This window comes from Arthrobacter crystallopoietes (genome assembly GCF_017603825.1).
In the GTDB taxonomy this organism is placed as follows: domain Bacteria; phylum Actinomycetota; class Actinomycetes; order Actinomycetales; family Micrococcaceae; genus Crystallibacter; species Crystallibacter crystallopoietes_B.
Window position 1 is genome coordinate 807,854 of the sequence record NZ_CP072014.1, and the last position, 21,180, is coordinate 829,033.

Sequence of the window (21,180 nt, forward strand, 5' to 3'; positions counted from 1 at the left end):
CAGGTCGCGGGGCCCGCTAAGCAATCTCAAAAAAATTTCTGCAATCGATTGCAATGTCCTCTTGCCCTCGCTAAAGTTGTTGCCCAGAGGCATCAAAAGTGATGGGGATCACTTCCGCTCCGGGGCCTGATGCCGGTATTCGCTCTCTCAAAGGCACTCTCTATGGAAACACTTGACGGCATTTCTACGGGCCGGATCGATCGGCTGTTTGCAGGTATTGAAGCTTTTGTCGATCCCGCATTTGACGGTTGGACGAGGACTGTCTTTAGCCCTTCTTATCGGGCGGAACGTTCCTGGATGACCGAGGAATTCATACTCGCGGGACTCGAGGATGTGCGTGTCGATGACTTTGGAAACATCGTCGGGATATTGCCCGGACGCTACAGTGACGCCAAGCCCATCGTGATCGGCTCACATACGGACACTGTCGAGCGCGGCGGCCGGTTCGATGGAATCGTTGGCGTCCTGGGCGCACTCGAGGTTGCGCAGCGGATCAAGGAATCCGGAAGTGTCCTGAACCGGCCGCTGATGGTCATTGACTTCTTCGGCGAAGAGGCTAACCCGTTCGGGCTTACCTGCCTCGGCAGCAGGGCGCTTGCGGGCAGTCTGACGGTGACGGATCTGGAGCGTGTGAGCCCGGAAGGCAAGCGCCTGGGCGATGCGATGCAGTCCTTCGGCCTGGACCCCTCACGTGCCGTCAGCGGCAAGCATCCGGCGCAGGGCAGCTGGCATGCCTACCTCGAACTGCACATTGAACAAAGTTCAACCTTGGATCAGACGGGGTGCAATATCGGCGTCGTCTCGGCCATCGCCGGAATCAAGCGACTGGTAGGTCGCTACATGGGCCAATACGACCATGCGGGCGGTGCCCGGATGAAGACCAGAAAAGACGCGCTGCTTGCCGCTGCTTCTTCCGCTCTGGCGCTTCATGAGTTCGCCTGTGGAAGTCCGGAATATGCAGTGGCAACCACAACGCATATCGACTCCCTGCAGCTGGCGCAGAACGTTGTACCCGGCCGATCGGAACTTCGGGCGGAACTACGCTCAACAGATTCCGCCTGGTTCGGAGCCATCGAGAAAGACCTCGCGCTGCGGCTGTCCATGCGCGCGGCAGAGTTCGGCTGCGAGCTGGACGTCGAATGGTTTCTCGATAACGAAATCACGCACACCGATGCCACGCTCCAGGAAACCATTGCCGCTGCATCAACCAGTCTGGGACTGACCTGGACCGCGGTTCCGAGCGGGGCCACCCACGACTCGGTACATATGACGGGGATAGCCCCCATGGGCATGATCTTCATCCCATCGATCGACGGCCGAAGCCACTGCCCGGAAGAGTTCACGCCCAAAAAAGACATACTCAACGGCATTGCGGTACTCGAAAAAAGCGTCCGTCTGGTCGATGAATCACGGCCTTGAACCGGCGCTTTTCAAAGGGAAACAGATCTAGGAAAAACGGAAAGAAGGAAAACAAATTGGCGAAAAACTTGATGCTCGCGGTTGCTCAAGTCGGCGGTATCGATAGTTCGGAATCAAAACCCGAAGTCGTCGCACGCCTGATTGCCCTGCTGGAAGAAGCAGCGTCCCAGGGCGCGGAACTCGTGGTCTTTCCCGAACTCACGCTGACTACGTTTTTCCCGCGGACCTGGTTCGAAGAAGGGCACTTCGATGAATACTTCGAAAAATCCATGCCCAATGACGATGTCCGGCCCCTCTTCGAACGTGCCAAAGACCTTGGCGTGGGTTTCTACCTCGGGTACGCGGAACTGACCAGTGATCAGAAGCGGTACAACACATCGATCCTGGTGAACAAGCACGGCGACATCGTCGGCAAGTACCGCAAGATGCATCTGCCGGGCCATGCCGACAACCGGGAAGGACTTCCCAACCAGCATCTCGAAAAGAAATACTTCCTCGAAGGAGACCTCGGATTCGGTGTCTTCGACTTCCATGGCGTCCAGGTCGGCATGTGCCTCTGCAACGACCGACGCTGGCCCGAGGTCTACCGCTCGCTTTCCCTGCAGGGAGCAGAACTCGTCGTCCTAGGCTACAACACCCCCGATTTCGTTCCCGGCTGGCAGGAAGAGCCGCACGCAAAGATGTTCACACACCTTCTCTCACTTCAGGCGGGCGCATACCAGAACTCGGTATTTGTCGCCGCCGCCGGCAAATCGGGCTTCGAGGACGGGCACCACATGATCGGTGGATCAGCGGTCGTCGCGCCCAGCGGCGAAATCCTGGCCAAAGCGGCCGGCGAGGGCGATGAAGTCGTCGTCGTGAAAGCAGACATCGACATGGGCAGGCCCTATAAGGAAAGCGTCTTCGACTTCGCCGCCCACCGGCGCCCCGACGCGTACGGCATCATCGCCGAAAGAAAAGGGCGGGGCGCCCCGCTGCCCGTCCCATTCAACGTGAATGACTAAGAGACCAATCAAACAAGAAAGACGGTAACCAAAAATGGATGCGAAACTCCTTGTTGGCGGCACCATTGTTTCCTCGACCGGGAAAATCCGTGCCGACGTGCTCATCGAAAACGGCAAAGTCGCCGCCGTCGGCATGCTGGACGCCGCGACACCGGACACTGTCGAACGCGTCGACTGCGACGGAAAATACGTCATGCCCGGCGGCATCGACGTCCACACCCACATCGACTCCCCCCTGATGGGGACCACCACCGCCGATGACTTTGTCAGCGGAACAATTGCAGCCGCCACCGGCGGAACCACGACCATCGTCGACTTCGGACAACAGCTCGCCGGCAAGAACCTGCTGGAATCCGCCGACGCGCACCACAAAAAAGCCCAGGGCAAATCCGTCATCGATTACGGCTTCCATATGTGCGTCACGGACCTTTATGAGAATTTCGATTCACATATGGCAGAACTGACCCAGGACGGGATCTCCAGTTTCAAAGTCTTCATGGCCTACCGCGGCAGCCTGATGATCAACGACGGCGAACTGTTCGACATCCTGAAGGGAGTCGGCTCCAGCGGTGCCAAACTGTGCGTCCACGCGGAGAACGGCGACGTCATCGACAGGATCGCCGCCGACCTCTACGCCCAGGGAAAAACCGGCCCCGGGACCCACGAGATCGCACGCCCGCCGGCATCGGAAGTCGAAGCAGTCAGCCGGGCCATCAAGATCTCCCGGATGGCCGAGGTACCGCTGTATTTCGTGCATCTTTCCACCCAGGGGGCCGTCGAGGAAGTAGCAGCCGCGCAGATGACAGGATGGCCCATCAGCGCCGAAACCTGCACGCACTACCTGTCGCTGAGCCGGGACATCTACGACCAGCCCGGCTTCGAGCCGGCCAAAGCCGTCCTCACGCCACCGCTGCGTACCCAGGAACACCAGGACGCGTTGTGGAGAGGCATCAACACCGGTGCGCTCAGCGTCGTCAGTTCGGACCACTGCCCGTTCTGCTTTGAGGAAAAGCAGCGGATGGGGGCGGACGACTTCCGGCAGATCCCCAACGGCGGACCCGGCGTGGAGCACCGGATGCTCGTAATGTACGAGACCGGTGTCGCGGAAGGAAAAATGACGATCGAGAAATTCGTCGAGGTGACCGCCGAGAACCCGGCCAAGCAATTCGACATGTACCCCAAAAAGGGAACAATAGCGCCGGGCTCCGATGCAGACATTATCGTGGTCGACCCCAACGGAACAACCCTCATCAGCGCCGACACCCAAAAGCAGAACATGGACTACACCCTGTTCGAAGGCTTCAAAATCCGTTGCTCCATCGACCAGGTCTTCTCGCGCGGCGACTTGATCAGCGTCAAAGGCGACTATGTCGGTGCAAGCGGACGCGGCGAATTCATCAAGCGATAGATACTGCGCTGCAGGTATCGCAACCTCAACAACTATTTACCGGTCAATGGAGACCGCTCACTAAAGGAACGCTAAATGTCTGTTTCACAGCAAAAAGCCTCTCCGCTCTATAACAAAGAACTGTCCCCCGAATCCGCCTCCGGGACATGGAAAACCGTCAACCTGTTCAACTGGTGGATGTCCGCCTGGCACAGCCTGGGCGGCTACACCGTAGCCATCGGGCTCTTCGCCCTGGGGCTGATGGGCTGGCAGGTTATCCTGGCCTTCTCCATCGGCATCGTCATCCTGTACTTCGTCAACAACCTCAGCGGCGTCGCGGGCCAGCGCGTCAAGGTGCCGTTCCCCGTTTTCGCCCGTGCCTCCTTCGGAGTCTACGGGGCAAACATCCCGGCACTGCTCAGGGCCGTGGTCGCCATCGCCTGGTACGGAATCCAGACCTACCTTGCGTCGGCAGTCGTCATGCTCCTGGCCATCAAGATAGTGCCAGGAGCGGCCGGCCTCGAGGAAGTCAGCTTCCTAGGCCTGTCAGCACTGGGCTGGATTTGCTTCCTGGGGCTCTCACTCATCCAGCTCCTCGTGCTCCTGGGCGGTATGGAAGCAGTACGCCGGCTCTCCGACTTCGCCGGGCCCACCATCTGGGTCGCAATGCTCGCCCTGGCGATCTGGGTGCTTTCCCGGGCCGATTGGAGCATCGACTTCACTTACTCCATGGCGCAGCTGGGAAGCGCCGGCGCACAAACCATCAGCTTCGCCTCGGCCATCTTCATCATCGTGGCATACTTCGCCGGCCCGTCGCTGAACTTCGCCGACTTCACCCGCAACGCCCCCTCTGAAGCATCCGTGAGGAAGGGAAACGCGCTCGGCCTCCTGATCAACGCCATCGCCTTCGGCATCATCTCAGTCGTCATTGCGCTTGCATCCGTGAAAGTCTACGGAGAGGCGATCCACGACCCCATCGCGCTGCTGGCAGACATCGACAGCATCACGCTGCTTCTCATCGCGATCATCGCCGTAGGCCTGGCGACCGCGGGCATCAACATCATTTTGAACTTCGTCTCCCCCGTTTACGACCTCATCAACGTGTGGCCCAAGGTGTTCACGTTCCGCAGCGCCGGCGTGCTCGTCGCTGTGCTGGCCGTCGTTATAACCCCGTGGAACCTGTTCGCGAACCCGGTCATCGTCAACCAGTTCGTTGGTGGAGTGGGCGCTTTGATGGGACCGCTCTTCGGTGTGATCATGACCGATTACTACCTGGTCAAAAAGTGCCGGATCCAAACCGATGAACTTTTCAATGCCGAACCGTCAGGGCTTTACTACTACAAGAAGGGCTACAACCCCAAAGCTGTAGGGGCCCTGGCCGTGGCAGGCCTGTTCACGATCGTCATGTCAGTTATTCCGGCTTTCGCAAGCTGGGCGCCCCTGGCCTGGCCGGTAGGTGTCCTGGTCGGTGCCGGTTTGTACTACTTCATCTCCCGCAAAGACATTGTGAAGTCCGGTCCGGACTACTCCCGCTCCAGCGAAAGCATTTCGGCTGAAGCTGTACAAACGCTCGACTAAAAACCTCAGTTCCCTACGTCAAGCGGGCAGGTGTCGAGGACGGTCCAACTCGACACCTGCCGCCCGAACCGGCCTCATCAGGCGAAGGATACCCACGATGCGAATTCTTGTCATCAACCCCAACTCGAACCACGCCATGACGCAGAACATCGACCGCATGGCCAAGAGCATGGCCGGTCCAGACACAATAATCTCAACCATCTCCCCGGAGATGGCTCCTGCCTCCATTGAAAGCCACGCGGAGGACATCGTCGCCGGCTACAGGCTCATAGAAGCCGCAACGACACATCCGGAACCCTATGACGCCCTGGTCATAGCCTGCTACTACGACCCGGCACTCGAGGCGCTCCGGGAAGTCCTCGACGTTCCTGTTATCGGCATCGCAGAAGCCTCCGCACACATGGCCAGCCTGGTCGCCCCGAAATTTTCCGTCGTGACCGTGCTTCGCCGCGGCGTCCGCCACGTCGAAAACGTCATCGACGCCGCAGGACTGTCCTCGCGATGCGCTTCAGTCCGCGGCGTGGATCTGGGTGTACTGGACATCGATGCCGACCACGAACGGGCCGCAACACTCATCGCTGCTGAGGCGTTAAAGGCCATCAGCGAAGACGGAGCCGAAGCCATCGCCCTGGGCTGCGCCGGCATGGGCCCACTCGACAAACGGTTGCAGGAGGAGCTGGGAGTTCCTGTTCTTGACGGGGTGGCATGCGCTGTGCCCCTCGCCGAATCATGCGTCAAATACGGGATCACGACCAGCAAAATCAACAGCTACGACCGGCCTCCCGCCAAAAAATCGCCAGGTCTTGACCCACTGCTCGAGCAGATCTACGTGCCCGCCACGGAACTAAAAGTTAACGCCTAGATACGGTCCATCACAGGAGATAATCAACGTGAACGCCGAAAATTTCCTCAAAGATTTTCACCATGTCGCCAGCATCGGCGCCACCCCCAATCATGGAGTAGACCGGCAGGCAGCCACGCCTGAGGACCGCCGCACCAGGGACTGGTTTCGTACGTTCGCCACCGAGCGGGGGTGGGAAACCCGAGTAGATGCCATCGGCAATCAATTCGCGCTCATAACATGGCGCAAGGACGCCAAATACGTCGTCGTCGGCTCCCACCTCGACAGCCAGCCGCTCGGCGGCCGCTTCGACGGAGCCTACGGCGTCCTCGCGGCGTTGCACGCAGCAGAACAGCTGGTAAAACGCCTAGACAACTGCGGGGAACTGCCGATGTTCAACCTGGCCGTCGTTAACTGGTTCAACGAAGAAGGCGGCCGGTTCGCCCCTTCCATCATGGGAAGCAGCGTCTACGCCGGAATCATGGACCGCGGGGAAATGCTGCAGGTACGGGACCTCGAGGGAACGACCGTCGCAGAAGCCCTCGGCAGCATCGGCTATCTGGGCAGCGACACCCCGCCGGAAGCAGCAAGCTACGCCGAAATCCACATCGAACAGGGCCGCATCCTGGAGCGGGAAGGACTGCAAATCGGGGCAGTTGATTCTTCCTGGTATACCCAGAAACTCGATATCGAAATCCTCGGTGAACAGTCACACACCGGTGCTACAGCGATGGCCGATCGACGCGACGCGCTCGTCACCGCGTCCAAGGTCATACTGATGGTGCACGACGTGGTGGACGATTTTGAGCCCGAGGCCATAGTCTCCTCGGTTGGCAGGATGACCCTGGAACCCAACTCCCCGATAGTTGTCCCGAGGAGAGTGCAGCTGGTAGCTGACCTTCGCTCCAATTCACCGGAAATAGTAAAAGCCGCACGGTCGTCCCTGCTCAAGCAGCTCAGCAACCTCTCGGACGAACACCAAGTAGAGATCAACGTACGCGACTTCGATATCCGCGAGAACCAGTACTACCCGGAATCCGGTGTCGAGCTCACCGAAAAACTGGCGGCGAACCTGGGCCTGGGCGTTCGCCGCATGCAAACCATGGCCGGCCACGATTCGGTCGCCCTGAACCGCATCGTGCCGTCAGTAATGGTTTTCATCCCGTCAGTCGACGGAGTCTCGCACTGCGAACGTGAATTCACCACCGATGAAGATATGACAGCAGGAGTCGATTTGCTGACGGAACTCTCCTGGGAACTGATTCACGGAGCCCTCGTCGCCGACGGTTAGGGGAATAGCCGGGCCCAGACCGGGTCGAGCACAAGCCCCCGGCAATTAAACATGAGACTTGTCATACAGGACGAATCCCGTAGCGCGGATGCAACACTGGCGTGGTTGGTGCTTTTCCGAATGCCAAGGGGCCGGCAAGGCTATACGGTGAGTTTGCGTCGCTTTGAGGATGAGGACTAAATGTCGGTTGTTGACGGAGTGAAGACAGAACGTACTGTGCGCTTCGGGCTCGCGTTCGTGGGCATCATGGTCATAGCGGTGAACCTGCGTGTAGCTTTTGTCAGCGTCGGTCCTTTGCTGGTGGAGATCAGCAACGACCAGGGCTGGTCCAACAGCACCGCCGGACTGTTGACCGGGCTGCCGCTTATCGCCTTTGCTGTCTTCTCTCCCCTAGCCCCGGGATTGGCGCTTCGGCTGGGTCTGGACCGTGCTCTGTGGGTCTCACTGTTGCTGCTCATGACTGGCGTTCTTGCCAGGTCAGCCCCGGTGGAAGGAGCCATTTGGGTCGGAACCGCTCTCCTGGGGGCTGCGATCGCGTTCCTGAATGTCCTGCTGCCTTCCCTGGTCAAACGGGACGTCCCCACGCGGGTCAGCCAGGTGACGGGAATCTATACCGCCGCCCAGGGCGCCGTCTCGGCTGGGGGCGCTGCACTCGTCGTGCCAATCGCGCACGCCACAAACTCGGGCTGGAGACTGGCCCTGGGGATTTGGGCCGGCTTGGCGTTGGTTGCCCTGGCCGTCCTTTTGCCCCGGATCCGCCGCCACGTCTCCAGTGCAGGACCGGCTGCCGACGGCCCGGCCCCGACCTACCGTTCACCCTGGAAGTCGGCGTTGGGCTGGCAGGTCACCGTCTTCATGGGCCTGCAGTCCATGGCTTTCTTCATCCTCATGGCCTGGCTGCCCAGCATTGAACAGGACCATGGTATTTCACAGGTTGCTTCCGGCATGCATATTTCGGTGTTCCTCTTCACGGGGACGCTGGCCAGTCTTGGCGCCGGCGCACTGCTGCACCGATTCACCGACCAGCGGCCACTTGCCCTGATCACCAGTGTGTTCGCGGTCGGCGCGTATGTTGGGCTGGCGGTGGCCCCTGAAGTGTCCTTGCTCTGGTGCGTCGTGGCTGCGCTTGGCTGCGGCAGCCTCATCGTTATCGCCTTGTCGCTATTCAGCCTGCGCACGGTGCACCATACACAGGCCGCGGCGCTTTCCGGCATGGCCCAATCCATCGGTTATGCCATCGCCGCAGCCGGTCCCGTTGCCTTCGGTGCCCTTCACGACCTCAGTGGAGGCTGGACACTGCCTTTGGCGGCGACGGCGGGATCCATGCTTGTCCTATGCATCGTCGCGGTTCTGTCAGCACGGAATAGACTAATCGGCTGAGCTCCAAGTCCTTGCGGGCTCTCGGCGTCATCTCCAGCAACAACCGCCTATTTTGTGGAAACACAGCGGAAATTATTTCCGGTGTGATTCTTCCCAGCGGTATCAGCCTTCTTCAAAAAGGTGTTGCGCCTCACATGCGTGCGCCATACTATCTTCCAAGAAGGCTACGCAAACGATTGCAGGCTGCGTTTGTCCAGTTGTTGGCCACTTTTCATACAAGGACGTTAGGGAGTTGCAGGCGTTTGGCTCACATTCGGATTTTTGGGACTGGCGGCACGATCGCTTCCAGGAAGGGCAGCGGCACCGGTGCTGTTGCCTCCGACAGTGCCGAGGATCTGCTCCGGGGATTATCCGGCGAGCACACTGTCGATTCCCAGGACATCCTGACGACCGGCAGCTACCGGCTGGGACTGGGTGATCTGCGCACGATCGCCGAGTTCGTCCACAAGGCCTCGGACGATGAGCAGGTTGACGGTGTGGTCATCACCCATGGCACGGACACGATGGAGGAGACCGCCTTCCTGCTCGAACTGGTTCACGGTTCGCCCAAGGCCGTGGTGATGACCGGGGCCCAGAATACCGCCGACAGCTTGAATCCGGACGGGCCGCGCAATCTGGAAGAAGCCGTGCTGGCGGCCGGGTGCCGTCAGCTGCGTGGATCAGGGGTGGTGATCTCCTTCAGCGGTTCCGTCCGGTCGGCGCGCGGTGCACGCAAGGCCCATACCACGGCGGCAAACCCCTTTTCCGGCGGTTGCGAGGTAGCGCATATGGTCGGGAAGGAGCTCGTCGTGACCGGCCTGCCGGTCAGGCGCCCGGCCCTGCCTCTGCCTACCACGGCGTTTGATACGACCCGGGTGGAGATCATTACCGTCTATCCCGGGGCAACAACGGACCTGTTCGACTTTGCCGTCGCCTCCGGGGCCCATGCCATCGTCCTGGCCGGGTCCGGGGTCGGAAACGCCGGACCCGGCTTCGCCGAAGCCATCGGATCCGCCGTGCGCGCCGGCTGTCCCGTCGTGCTGAGCACCCGCACTCCCTGGGGTCCGGTGGTACCCACCTACGGCAACGGCGGGGGCACTGACCTGGTCGCAGCCGGCGCGGTCCCCTCCGGTGACCTGAACCCGTTCCAGTCCCGCATGCTGGCGGCCCTGCTGCTGTCCCACGGAACGCCCATAAACGACTTTCCCCATGTTTTTTCCCGCTACTGCTAACCCGTCATCCCTACAGGAGGAACTGTGTCCAAGGAGATTTACGTATCGGTCGGTATCGACGTCGACGCTGTCGGCGGCTGGCTGGGCTCCTACGGGGGTGAGGATTCCCCGGGCGATATTTCCCGCGGCCTGTTCGCCGGCGAAGTCGGTGTTCCCCGCCTGCTGAAACTCGCCACCGACCGGCAAATTCCCGTCACGTGGTTCTGGCCGGGACATTCCATCGAGACGTTCCCCCAGCAGTTTGAGGCCACCGTCGCTGCCGGCCACGAAGTCGGCGTCCATGGATACAGTCATGAGAACCCGATCGCGATGACCCGCAAGCAGGAAACGGAGGTTTTGGACCACTGCATCGACCTGTTCGTCTCCCGCACGGGCAAGAAACCGGTCGGTTACGTTGCGCCATGGTGGGAATTCTCCCCGGTAACCAATGAGATCCTGCTCGAACGCGGATTCCTCTATGACCACTCCCTGATGCACAACGATTTCACGCCCTACTACGTGCGCGTCGGCGACAACTGGACCAAAATCAACTACGAGGCCGAGTCAGCGCAGGAATGGATGAAACCGCTCATCCGCGGCCAGGAAACAGAACTCGTCGAGATCCCTGCCAACTGGTACCTGGATGATCTGCCTCCGATGATGTTTATCAAGGGCAGCCCGAACAGCCACGGCTTCGTCAGCCCGCGCGATATCGAACAGCTTTGGAAAGACCAGTTCGACTGGGTCTACCGCGAAATGGACTACGCCGTCTTCCCCATCACAATCCACCCGGACGTCAGCGGACGACCACAGAACCTGCTCATGCTCGAGCGGCTCTTCGACCACATTCAGGGCCACGACGGCGTCCAGTTCACCTTCATGGAAGACATCGCACGCGACTTCCTCAAGCGCAACCCCCGCTAAAAATTAGCGCGGGCCGGAGACCGCCCCTGCCGCTTGCAACCGCGGCTAGGGCTTCACTCCGGCCCGGCTCGCAGTCCGGGCTGCGGCGACATTATGCTAGCGGATCAGGAGGAAACCCCATGTGCGGAGCGTGCCCAGGCGGAACCGTCGTCTCCCGCCTAACCGCCTATGCGAACCTGAACGGCCTCACCACCGAGGTAACCGTCCTGCTGCAACAAGCCGCCGGCAAACGCATCATCCTGTCGAGGTTCGGAGGCCAATGGCTGCTGCGAAAACGCACCGGCCAGCAGATCATCGCCCGGAAACTTGAAGAAGTAGCCGAGCGCATTGTTGAGGCCGGGGACGTCGACTGGGAACAACTCCAAGCCGCAGAGATAAGCACAAAGCCCGCCACCACAGAGCCCCTGCTCGCCTCTCCCTATGATGCCGAACTAAAACAGATTCTGGAGACACCCGCCAAGCGGGCGGCGAAGACATTGGATGCCCGGCAGTTCGCGGTCGCGCTGCTTGTCCACGTACACAACGCGAGGACGGCCTAACTGCTTACGTACCGGAACCCATGACATCGGCAGGACAACCACGCCCGCCGGGAACGCGAGCACTTCACAGACGCCTCGTCCCGCTCTTCGAATCGTGCGACGGACGTTAGGACCAAATAGTTTTTCCCGATGCCTCCTGCTGCGCGAACGCCTACTGTTCGGTGTTCCATGGCTACAGTGTGGCCGTACACGCCATCACCTGGCAGACCTGTTTGGCCATGTCGGTTTCACCGGAGCTGCATCCACTGGTCGGCTACCTGGGAAATGTGGCCAACTCGCGGTCATAGTCATCCCATCAAAGGTTCCGATCTGTGGTTTCCAAGAAAATAGATGTAAGACATGTTGATGAGACCGACAAAATCTTCGATTTCAAGATGAGCCCGTCAGCTGGCTAGTGGTCCGCCGCATCCTGATAAACGATCCTTTTCTGCGACATCCGCATTACGAATGGGAAGGCTGGTTACTCGCCACAAGGCACCCTTTATGATCCGCGAACGGGCGGCCAAGCAACAGGCTTTACATTTGCCGGTTTGGTCACAGTTGCTCCTTCTTTGTCCCAAGCGAATTTGGGTGCTGGCTCCCACTGGCTGGGGGCCTCGAAGGAAATCTCACCCACCCCAAACTTCACCCAGTCGAACGAGGTGATTTCGCTGCTGAAGGTTGCACCCTTGAACAGAACGGTTTCGCCGCTGAAGGTCGCCCCCTTGAACGAGGTGGCTTGGCCACTGAAAGTCGCCCCGGTGAATATCGTGTTCTTTCCGCTGAAGGTTGCTGTGGTGAACCGGGTGTCTATGCTGCTGAAGGTCGATTTGTCGAACAGGGTGGTTTCGCTGCTGAAGGTCGCTCTAGTGAAATAGGCGTTCTTGCCGCTGAAGGTTGCATCGGTGAACCGGGTCGTTTCATTGCTGAAGATAGTCCCTCCGAACCGGGTGTCGCCGCTGAAGGTTGCCCCTCTGAACGAAGCCTCTTCACCGAGAAAGGTAGCTTTTCTGAAGTGGGTTGACTCTCCGCTGAAAGTTACCGTGTGGAACCGAGTGGTTTCGCCGCTGAAGACTACCCCGCTGAATCGAGTGTCTCTACTGCTGAAGTTCGCGTTGTTGAACTTGGTGATTTTTCCGCTGAAGGTAGCGTCGGTGAACGAGGTGGTTTCGCTGCTGAAGGTCGCCCCAGTGAATATCGTGTTTTTTCCGCTGAAAGTTGATTTCTCGAACGAGATAGTTTCGCCGCTGAAGGTCGCCCGGCCGAACCCAGTGGTTTCGCTGCTGAAGGTCGCCCCGGTGAATATCGTGTTCTCTCCGCTGAAGGTTGCCCCGGTGAATAGCGTGTTCTTTCCGCTGAAAGTTGCTTTGTCGAACGAGGTGGTTTCCCCCCTGAAGGACGTCCCCTTGAAGGAGGTGGTTTCGCCGTTGAAGATCGCTCGTCTAAAGCCAGCATTTTCTAAATATGCCCCGCTGAAGTCGAATTCGTGGCTCGACCAAGATGACCTGGCTTCCGGTTGTAGATGTGACGTGATCACTCGGACGATGGTTTGACGGACCTCGCGATCGTTTTGCCGGTATTCGAACGTGGTTTCTTCCTCCGGACCGGTCGAGTCGTGACCGAAACGTTGTCTATAAACCCGCTGCGTCTGGTGGTTGTTTGCACTTTCGGGGAAATGTGGAAGCCGGAGATAGCCGCACAAGACGTCGATGCACTGTTGACGCTGTTCCCTATCGGTTGTTCTGTCAGCTGCTCCGGCCATGGCATACACACCCGCGATTCTGACTGCCACGTCGGTATCTCCCAACTGGGCGGCAGCAGCACCGAAGCGCTCGATGAATCGTCCGTCTTCAAGATCCCTCTGGCGTCGGTAGGCGACCACGAGTGCGACCAGTCCGCCAAAGCCAGCAGCCACGGTCAACGCCAAACGAATGAGGTCAAAGGAGCTTGGTTGCTTCTGATTGACCGAAACGTACTGTGTCAGCACGAAGAGTGCCAAAGCAGCGATTCCTAGGATGAGTACCGCGCCTGCGACAACCGCTGCCCACAGCGGCAATTTACTTAGCCATGTTCTGGCTGCTCCATTTCCCATCGCTACATCTTGGCAGTAAAACCCTTTAATCACGGACGTATCGAAATGGACCGTTTTTGACAGGACGGACAGGCGCCTGCCCTTGCCGGGCTACTCCGTTCGTGTCACCGGCCCGGCAGGCGGACAGGGCCACACGTCAACCCGAGCAATTCCTAGACACGGGCCGAAGCAGCCCGACTTATAAGTCCCCAACTCTCAGGCGCATCCGGTGAAAGTCGTTCCGCGCTTCTGCTCCGCATTTCGTTCGACGGCTAAGAATGAACATGCTAACGTCGCTCCACACGCCAAAAGGAGCAAAAAGATGAGGCACGAACCGACCAGCGGCTATGAAGACCAGAGCCTAAAATATCGAGTCACATGGAGGTCCGTGGAGGAGAGCGGGACGACCTATGAAGAGGTCTTCACCAGTAGAGATCAGGGATGGGACTTCTACCAAGACATGCAGAAGTCAACACGTGCATACGGCGCCACCTGGGAACATATCCCCGCTTAGGAGATCAACCCCGCCTGTAGTGAGGGCAGTCGGCGGAGCAGTAGCCCTGCCTCACATTCGGCGTGGCGAGTCAGCTCGTTCCTCACCAACTACATCTCGCGCATTTGGCTCGAATACGGCATATTCAGCCCCGTACGCCCTCCTTCGTGAAGAGCCAAATGCCGCGCATATGGATCCTTCTATGAGACGCCGAAAACGCAAGAGCAGTGACTGTAGTTAATTAGGAAAGGCGGTTTTTTGGGCTGACGACTGCTCGTCCCAATCTGTGTCACTGACTGATCACGCTTTCATCGGGCTTACTGCCGGTGAGGTGCAGCACTGCCTAGCGCGTGCACGAGGTACTCTCCTACACATGGGGATTGACAGCCAGTTGCAGACGAAAGCGGCCGCGTGGTTAAAAGATGCAGTCGCGGCGATTGATGGCAATGTGGTTCTGGCCAGCCCGTATTTGGCGATTGAAGTCTGTAGGCAGCTGGCATTCGCAGCCAAGGAGTCGCGTTACAGTTGGCAGCTTCTCACGTGCCTTGACCCGAGCGCGGTCGCGAATGGCTATCTGTCTCTAACGGGTATCAAAGACCTCATGGAGAGCGGCGTTCGAGTCTGCCACGTGCCGCGGCTGCATGCGAAAGCGTACCTTGTCGGTACACGTGGGCTCGTCGGTTCAGCAAATCTGACAGGAGCGGGCTTGGGAAGCTCCGCGGCTTCCAATTTCGAGCTTGGCATTGATCTCAGCGCTGACCAGGTCGCTGAAGCGAAGCTAGTCATCGCTACTTGGCCAGCTTCTGACGTCACCCCAAAGGACCTCGACGCAGTTCTTGCGAAAGCAAAGGATTTGACAGGCGCTCAGCAGGTGCCGTCAGGCGATCTGGATGCTGATTCTGCACTGCATTTCGCGGAGCGACTTCTTTCGGATGCACGCGACGGTCGGGGATTGTGGGTGAAGCTTGAGTATGGCGAACCCAAATTGGGTGGGTGGTGCCGGCAGTCATTGTTCGCCAGCCCAGCAAAGGGGAAACCGGGCTTCAAGCCCGGTGACCTGGTTTTCATCTGTGCGGCTGCTACGGGCGATTGCTATGCCGTGGTCGAGGTGACAAGGGAAGCAGAGCTCAAGCCTGATGACTACGTTGCATCCCGGGAACAGGCCGCGGTCGAACGCTGGCCATGGATAAACCGGACGAAGCCCCGCTTGGTGCCCGACGAACTGATGGCCCTGAAACTGGACGAACTGGGTGCCAGTAAGCAGGCATTGCAGAACGGTCATGTTCGACTGAAACTCGACCAGTTCGCCGCAGGTGTGCGTGCGCTTGCCCGTCTCGCCACCGAATAGACATAGTGCCCGAGACTGCCCGTCCTATAAGCCGGTCCTTTGCTGCGATATGTCGGGGCCACACTACGTGTGAAAAACCCGCCACTGGCTAACTGACAGTTGGAACTGACTAGCCCAAATAGACTGTGGCTCTAAATCAAACGTTGGGGAGAAATGAAATATTCACTCGCGCTGATTGTTCTGCTGGCCGTAGCTTCAGTCAGCGGATGCGCACAGACACCGGACGCGGCGGAGGCTCCCGTTGAACGGCTCTCCACTGAACAAACCTGTTCAGAGCTGAAGGCCGTCCTGGCGCTGGAAAACGAGGACGTCGCCACCGAAGGTGCTGCCGATCAAGTCGGAGAACAGATGGCCCTGCTGGCGGCAAAGGCGTCCACCGTTGTCAGCGAGGACATCAAGCTCACGGCGGAGATGTCAAGCGGCGTCTACGGCACAATGGGCGAAGTGAACGCCAACCAAGAACTGTCAGACAAGTACCATGCCGCTCTGGCCAGACTTGGGCGGGTCTGTGACATCGACTGGCTCAAGGACCAGTGAGCCTCCTCTGAGGCAGGCGGCCACGCGCGTTTGCAGCCCTGTTTCAAAACTCATTGCAAAAGCGGCAGCGAGGGTCCCGGTTTCGTGGTCGAGTTCTGCTCCTGGTTAGGACCGGAACTCTGAGTCTCGAAGGCCTCTATGAGCCGGCCTCCACAATCCACCGTTTTTGACAGCGGTTTTTAATCGGCTGCCACAGATGCAGCCAGCCCATTCGCTGTCCCAAGGGCATCCAAGAAGATGAGCACGTAGTCAAAACTGGGCAGCGATGACGCATCTAAACCAGCTCGGGGGACTGGCTGAAAAAGTGCGCAGCCAAGGGATACTTCAGGCAAGTGGATCAGAAGAGTACATTCGCCGGCACTTTCTCCGCCGGTTGAATGGGACACCGACCCTTCGTCTCGAATCATGACAAAGTATTCAAAGGATATAGATAGAGAAAGCAAGGACAACCGGTGGCACTGAAGAAATCGGACCTGTACAGCTCGCTATGGAAGAGCTGCGACGAACTCCGCGGAGGCATGGACGCCTCCCAATACAAGGACTACATCCTCACGATGCTGTTCATGAAGTACGTCTCGGACAAGGCGAAGACCGACCCGAGCAGCCTCATCGACGCGCCTGAGGGCGGATCCTTTGACGACATGATCACTCTCAAGGGTGATAAGGAAATCGGCGACAAGATCAATAAAATTATCGCCAAACTCGCCGAAGCCAACGACTTGCAGAAGGTCATCGACCTGGCCGACTTCAACGATGAAGAAAAGCTGGGAAAGGGCAAGGAGATGCAGGACCGCCTTTCCAAGCTGGTAACCATCTTCCAGGACCTGGACTTCCGCGGCTCCCGAGCCGAAGGCGATGACCTGCTCGGCGATGCCTATGAATATCTGATGCGTCATTTCGCCACCGAATCCGGCAAATCCAAGGGCCAGTTCTACACCCCTGCAGAAGTCTCCCGCATCATGGCCAAATTGCTCGGCATCACTCCCAACACCCCATTTTCCGCCACCGCATACGACCCCACCTGCGGCTCGGGATCCCTTCTGCTGAAGGTGGCGGACGAAGCCCCCCAGGGGCTGACACTCTACGGGCAGGAGAAGGACAACGCGACCTGGGCCCTGTCCAGGATGAACATGATCCTGCACAGCAATGAAATCGCCGATATCCGCAAGGGCGACACGATCACCAGCCCCCAGTTCACCCAGGGCGACCAGCTGGCAACCTTTGACTTCGTCGTAGCCAATCCCCCCTTCTCCACCAAGTCATGGAGTAACGGGCTCGAGAACGAGTATGGCCGCTTCGAATATGGAACACCGCCTGAGAAGAACGGCGACTATGCCTTCTTGCTGCACATCCTCAAATCCATGAAGAGCACCGGAAAGGCCGCCGTCATCCTTCCCCACGGCGTCCTGTTCCGCGGCGGGACCGAAGCAGCTATCCGAAAGCAGTTGCTGAAACGGGGCTATATCAAGGGCATCATCGGTCTGCCCACCAACCTCTTCTACGGCACGGGAATTCCTGCCTGCATCATCGTGCTCGATAAGGAAAACGCCCAAGCTCGCACCGGTGCCTTCATGATCGATGCTTCGAAGAGCTTCATCAAGGACGGCAACAAAAACCGTCTCCGGTCCCAGGACATGCACAAAATCGTGGATGTATTCACCAAGCAGACCGAAATCGAACGCTATTCCCGCATGGTGCCGCTGAACGAGATCGGCAACAGTGCCAATAACTACAACCTCAACATCCCGCGGTACATTGACTCCTCCGAGCCCGAAGATATCCAGGATCTCCATGCCCACTTACACGGCGGAATTCCCGACCGCGACATTGAGGCCCTGCGCGCCAGTTGGGACGCCTTCCCCACCCTCCGCAAGGAACTTTTCCGAGGAAACGGCCGCCATGGCTACAGCGAGCTCACCGTCGACATTACCGAAGTGCAGCAAAAGATCCTGAACTCGGCAGAATTCGCGGCATTCTCCGAAAAAGCTCGCGCCCAAGTTACAGACTGGTATGCAGCTCACCGCTCCGCTCTTGATTCGATCAACGAGAAAACCAAGCCGCAGGAACTTATCGTCGAGATCGCCGACGACCTGCTGAATAGATTCAAGGACACACCGCTTCTCGACGAATACGACGTCTACGAACAGCTGATGTCCTACTGGCACTCCGTCATGCATGACGACGTCTTTCTGATCATGAACGACGGCTGGCTTAACGCCGCCAAGCCACCACAAGCAAGCCCGCGTCCTGCTGATCACCGACCGCACTGAACTGGACGAACAGATCAAGAAGGTCTTCAGCGGCGTCAACGAGGACATCTACCGAACTACCTCCGGCGCTGATCTAATCGGTGTCCTCAACAGCCATGATCCGTGGCTGGTCTGTTCACTGGTTCACAAATTCCGCGGCGGCGAGGATGATCGGTCCCGCGATGAAGCCGAGGGCGACTTCATCGCCGAACTCAACTCCAAGATTCCACCCGGGTTCTCGGCCAAGGGCAACCTGTTCGTCTTCGTCGATGAGGCCCACCGCACTCAGTCCGGCAGGATGCACCGGGCCATGAAGCAGTTGCTGCCGGGAGCGATGTTCATCGGATTCACCGGTACTCCCCTGCTGAAGGCTGACAAGGCCACGAGCATCGAGACCTTCGGTAGCTTTATCCACACCTACAGGTTTGACGAGGCAGTCGCCGACGGGGTGGTGCTGGATCTGCGCTACGAGGCCCGCAGCATCGACCAGGATCTGACCTCCTCGGCGAAGATCGATCAGTGGTTCAACGCCAAGACCAAAGGCATGACCGATCTGTCCAAGGCCGAGCTGAAGAAGCGCTGGGGCACCATGCAGAAAGTGGTTAGCTCCGAGCCGCGGGCCAAGCAGATCGTCAACGACATCCTGCTCGACATGGAGACCAAACCCCGACTCATGGACGGCTACGGCAACGCCATGCTGGTCGGCTCCAGCATTTACCAGGCATGTAAGTTCTACGAAATGTTCGCCAATGCCGGGCTCAGGGGCAAGTGCGCCATCGTCACCAGCTACCAGCCCCAAGCCGGGGACATATCCAAGGAAGACTCCGGCCACGGCGCGACCGAGAAGCTGCGACAATACGAGATTTACCGCCAGATGCTCGCCGACCACTTCGACGAGCCGGCAGACCAAGCTTTGAGCAAGGTCGAGCAATTCGAGAAGGACGTCAAGGAACTATTTATCAACGAGCCGGGACAGATGCGTCTGCTCATCGTGGTGGACAAGCTTCTGACCGGATTCGATGCGCCCTCTGCCACTTACCTCTACATCGATAAGAAGATGCGCGACCACGGCCTGTTCCAAGCGATCTGCCGCGTCAACAGGCTCGACGGTGACGATAAAGACTACGGCTACATCGTCGACTACCAGGACCTCTTCAATTCCCTCGAAACCGCCATCACCGATTACACCTCCGGGGCTCTGGACGGCTACGAGAAGAGCGACATCGATGGCCTGCTCAAGGACCGCCTCAAACAGGCACGCGAAGACCTTGAGGAAGCCATGGAACGGATCCGGGCCCTGTGCGAGCCCGTGGATCCGCCCAAAGGCACTCTCCAGTACCAGCACTACTTCTGCGCTCAAGAGCAGGGCAACGCCGCACAGCTCAAAAACAATGAGCCAAAGCGCGTCGAACTGTACAAGTCCGTCGCGGCACTGGCGCGCGCCTACGGCGCCATCGCCAACGACATGACCGAGGCTGGCTACACTGAAGCCGAAGCCGCTTCCATCGGCAAGGAGGTCGCGCACTATGCCGCTGTCCGCGATGAGGTAAAGCTGGGAGCCGGCGAGGATGTCGACTTCAAGCAGTACGAAGCAGGCATGCGGTTTCTGCTCGACACATACATCCAGGCTGATCCGTCCGAGACGATCGCGGACTTCGAAAACGTGGGCCTGATTCAGCTCATCGTTCAGGAAGGCGCGGGTGCCGTGGACAAGCTCCCCGCCGGCATCAAGAAGGATCCCGAAGCAGTCGCCGAAACGATCGCTAACAATATCCGCAAGGTCATCGTCGACGAACAGGCCATGAATCCGAAGTACTACGAGGACATGTCTGCTCTGCTGGACGCGATCATTGAGCAGCGACGTCATGGCGCGATCGACTACAAGCAGTACCTCGAGCAGTTGATCGCGCACGCCAGAAAGGTGGGTTCACAAGAATCCGATACGGTCTACCCCGGTTGGGCCAAGACTGGTGGCCAGCGGGCCTTATTCGACTTTGGTTGGGACGACGAAGTGACGCCCATCCAAGTCGACGTGGCCATCCGGACAAGCAAACCTCATGACTGGGTCGGCAACAAACTCAAGGAAAAAATGGTCGAGCGAGCAATCCGCAAGGTTCTGCCTGAGGACTTTGACCGCTTTGACGACCTGTTCGATCTGGTCAAGGCGCGCGATGAGTACCACTAATGCTAGCCTCACGGTCTCGGGCATCGACGTCGATATCGTGTACAAGGACATCAAGAACTTGCACATCGCTGTCTATCCGCCCCAAGGCCGCGTCCGTGTCGCCGCACCCGACCGGCTGGACGAGGATGCCATCCGGCTCGCCGTCGTCCAGCGGCTGCCCTGGATCAAAAAACAGCGCGCTCAGCTGCGCAATGCCGCCCGCCAGTCCGAACGCGAAATGCTCACCGGCGAGTCGCACTACGTCTGGGGCCAGCGCTATCGGCTCAGCGTTGTCGGTGAACCGGGTCGGATACGGCTGAACCTCAGCGGAAACCGGCTGACCCTGCAGGCACCGGCAGAGAGCACCGCGGACGAGCGCCGCGAGGCCTTAGACCGGTGGTACCGCAATGAGCTGAAGCGGGAAATCCCTGCCCTTATCGCCAGGTGGGAGCCAGCTATCGGGCGTGATGTGGCCAAGTGGACGGTTCGCCGTATGAAGACCAAATGGGGTAGCTGCAACCGCGAATCCGCACATATCTGGTTCAACCTGGAACTGGCGAAGAAGCACCCTAAGTGCTTGGAGTACATTGTGGTGCACGAGATGACCCACCTGCTCGAACGGCACCACAGCGAACGATTCACCGCGCTCATGGACCATTTCCTGCCCGACTGGCAAGCCAGACGCGATGAGCTGAACGCTGCTCCCTTACGGAGCGAAGAGTGGACACATTGAACAATTCAGAGATTGCAGAATCCTGCCGTCACAATAAATCAATGAGATTGATG

At 58.9% G+C, this 21,180-nt stretch carries 16 protein-coding genes; 15 read left to right on the forward strand and 1 reads right to left on the reverse strand.

Going from position 1 to position 21,180, the window contains the following annotated elements; all coding sequences use genetic code 11:
* The first annotated feature begins 162 nt into the window (after positions 1-162).
* The 10 genes from J5251_RS03815 (at position 163) to J5251_RS03860 (ending at position 11,553) form a co-directional block, all read left to right on the forward strand.
* Positions 163-1,419, forward strand: a complete 1,257-nt coding sequence (locus tag J5251_RS03815; protein WP_208575244.1) for a M20 family metallo-hydrolase — start codon at positions 163-165, stop codon at positions 1,417-1,419.
* Positions 1,420-1,475: 56 nt separating this feature from the next.
* A complete protein-coding gene (locus J5251_RS03820) occupies positions 1,476-2,423 on the forward strand; it encodes an N-carbamoyl-D-amino-acid hydrolase (RefSeq protein ID WP_208575245.1) in 948 nt (315 codons plus the stop codon).
* 34 nt (positions 2,424-2,457) lie between these two features.
* A complete protein-coding gene (hydA, locus tag J5251_RS03825) occupies positions 2,458-3,831 on the forward strand; it encodes a dihydropyrimidinase (RefSeq protein WP_208575246.1) in 1,374 nt (457 codons plus the stop codon).
* Between the two features lie 75 nt (positions 3,832-3,906).
* A complete protein-coding gene (locus J5251_RS03830) occupies positions 3,907-5,388 on the forward strand; it encodes an NCS1 family nucleobase:cation symporter-1 (protein WP_208575247.1) in 1,482 nt (493 codons plus the stop codon).
* A 97-nt stretch (positions 5,389-5,485) separates the two neighbouring features.
* Positions 5,486-6,250, forward strand: a complete 765-nt coding sequence (locus J5251_RS03835; RefSeq protein ID WP_208575248.1) for an aspartate/glutamate racemase family protein — start codon at positions 5,486-5,488, stop codon at positions 6,248-6,250.
* A gap of 28 nt (positions 6,251-6,278) precedes the next feature.
* Positions 6,279-7,520 (forward strand): M20 family metallo-hydrolase, encoded by a 1,242-nt coding sequence (locus J5251_RS03840; protein WP_208575249.1) that lies wholly within the window; start codon positions 6,279-6,281, stop codon positions 7,518-7,520.
* Positions 7,521-7,700: 180 nt separating this feature from the next.
* Entirely contained in the window at positions 7,701-8,900 is a 1,200-nt protein-coding gene (locus J5251_RS03845) for an MFS transporter (protein ID WP_208575250.1), read from the forward strand.
* Positions 8,901-9,142: 242 nt separating this feature from the next.
* The gene (locus J5251_RS03850; RefSeq protein ID WP_208575251.1) at positions 9,143-10,111 is read left to right on the forward strand and encodes an asparaginase; all 969 of its coding nucleotides are present in this window, start codon (positions 9,143-9,145) and stop codon (positions 10,109-10,111) included.
* A gap of 24 nt (positions 10,112-10,135) precedes the next feature.
* Positions 10,136-11,014 (forward strand): polysaccharide deacetylase family protein, encoded by an 879-nt coding sequence (locus tag J5251_RS03855; protein WP_208575252.1) that lies wholly within the window; start codon positions 10,136-10,138, stop codon positions 11,012-11,014.
* 119 nt (positions 11,015-11,133) lie between these two features.
* A complete protein-coding gene (locus tag J5251_RS03860) occupies positions 11,134-11,553 on the forward strand; it encodes a hypothetical protein (RefSeq protein WP_208575253.1) in 420 nt (139 codons plus the stop codon).
* Between the two features lie 481 nt (positions 11,554-12,034).
* Here the strand turns inward: J5251_RS03860 and J5251_RS03865 are convergent, their stop codons facing one another.
* Complete coding sequence (locus J5251_RS03865) at positions 12,035-13,624, reverse strand: pentapeptide repeat-containing protein (protein WP_208575254.1); 1,590 nt, start codon at positions 13,622-13,624, stop codon at positions 12,035-12,037.
* Between the two features lie 845 nt (positions 13,625-14,469).
* Here J5251_RS03865 and J5251_RS03870 point away from each other — a divergent pair.
* The 5 genes from J5251_RS03870 (at position 14,470) to J5251_RS03890 (ending at position 21,127) form a co-directional block, all read left to right on the forward strand.
* Entirely contained in the window at positions 14,470-15,444 is a 975-nt protein-coding gene (locus J5251_RS03870; RefSeq protein WP_208575255.1) for a hypothetical protein, read from the forward strand.
* 153 nt (positions 15,445-15,597) lie between these two features.
* The gene (locus J5251_RS03875) at positions 15,598-15,981 is read left to right on the forward strand and encodes a hypothetical protein (RefSeq protein ID WP_208575256.1); all 384 of its coding nucleotides are present in this window, start codon (positions 15,598-15,600) and stop codon (positions 15,979-15,981) included.
* Positions 15,982-16,433: 452 nt separating this feature from the next.
* Entirely contained in the window at positions 16,434-18,251 is a 1,818-nt protein-coding gene (locus J5251_RS03880) for a type I restriction-modification system subunit M (protein ID WP_208575257.1), read from the forward strand.
* A gap of 13 nt (positions 18,252-18,264) precedes the next feature.
* Positions 18,265-20,415 carry a type I restriction endonuclease subunit R gene (locus tag J5251_RS03885; RefSeq protein ID WP_244250917.1) on the forward strand — a complete coding sequence of 717 codons (2,151 nt, stop codon included), beginning with the start codon at positions 18,265-18,267 and terminating at the stop codon, positions 20,413-20,415.
* A complete protein-coding gene (locus J5251_RS03890; protein WP_208575258.1) occupies positions 20,402-21,127 on the forward strand; it encodes a M48 family metallopeptidase in 726 nt (241 codons plus the stop codon). The genes J5251_RS03885 and J5251_RS03890 overlap by 14 nt, the downstream gene beginning before the upstream one ends.
* Positions 21,128-21,180: the final 53 nt, after the last annotated feature.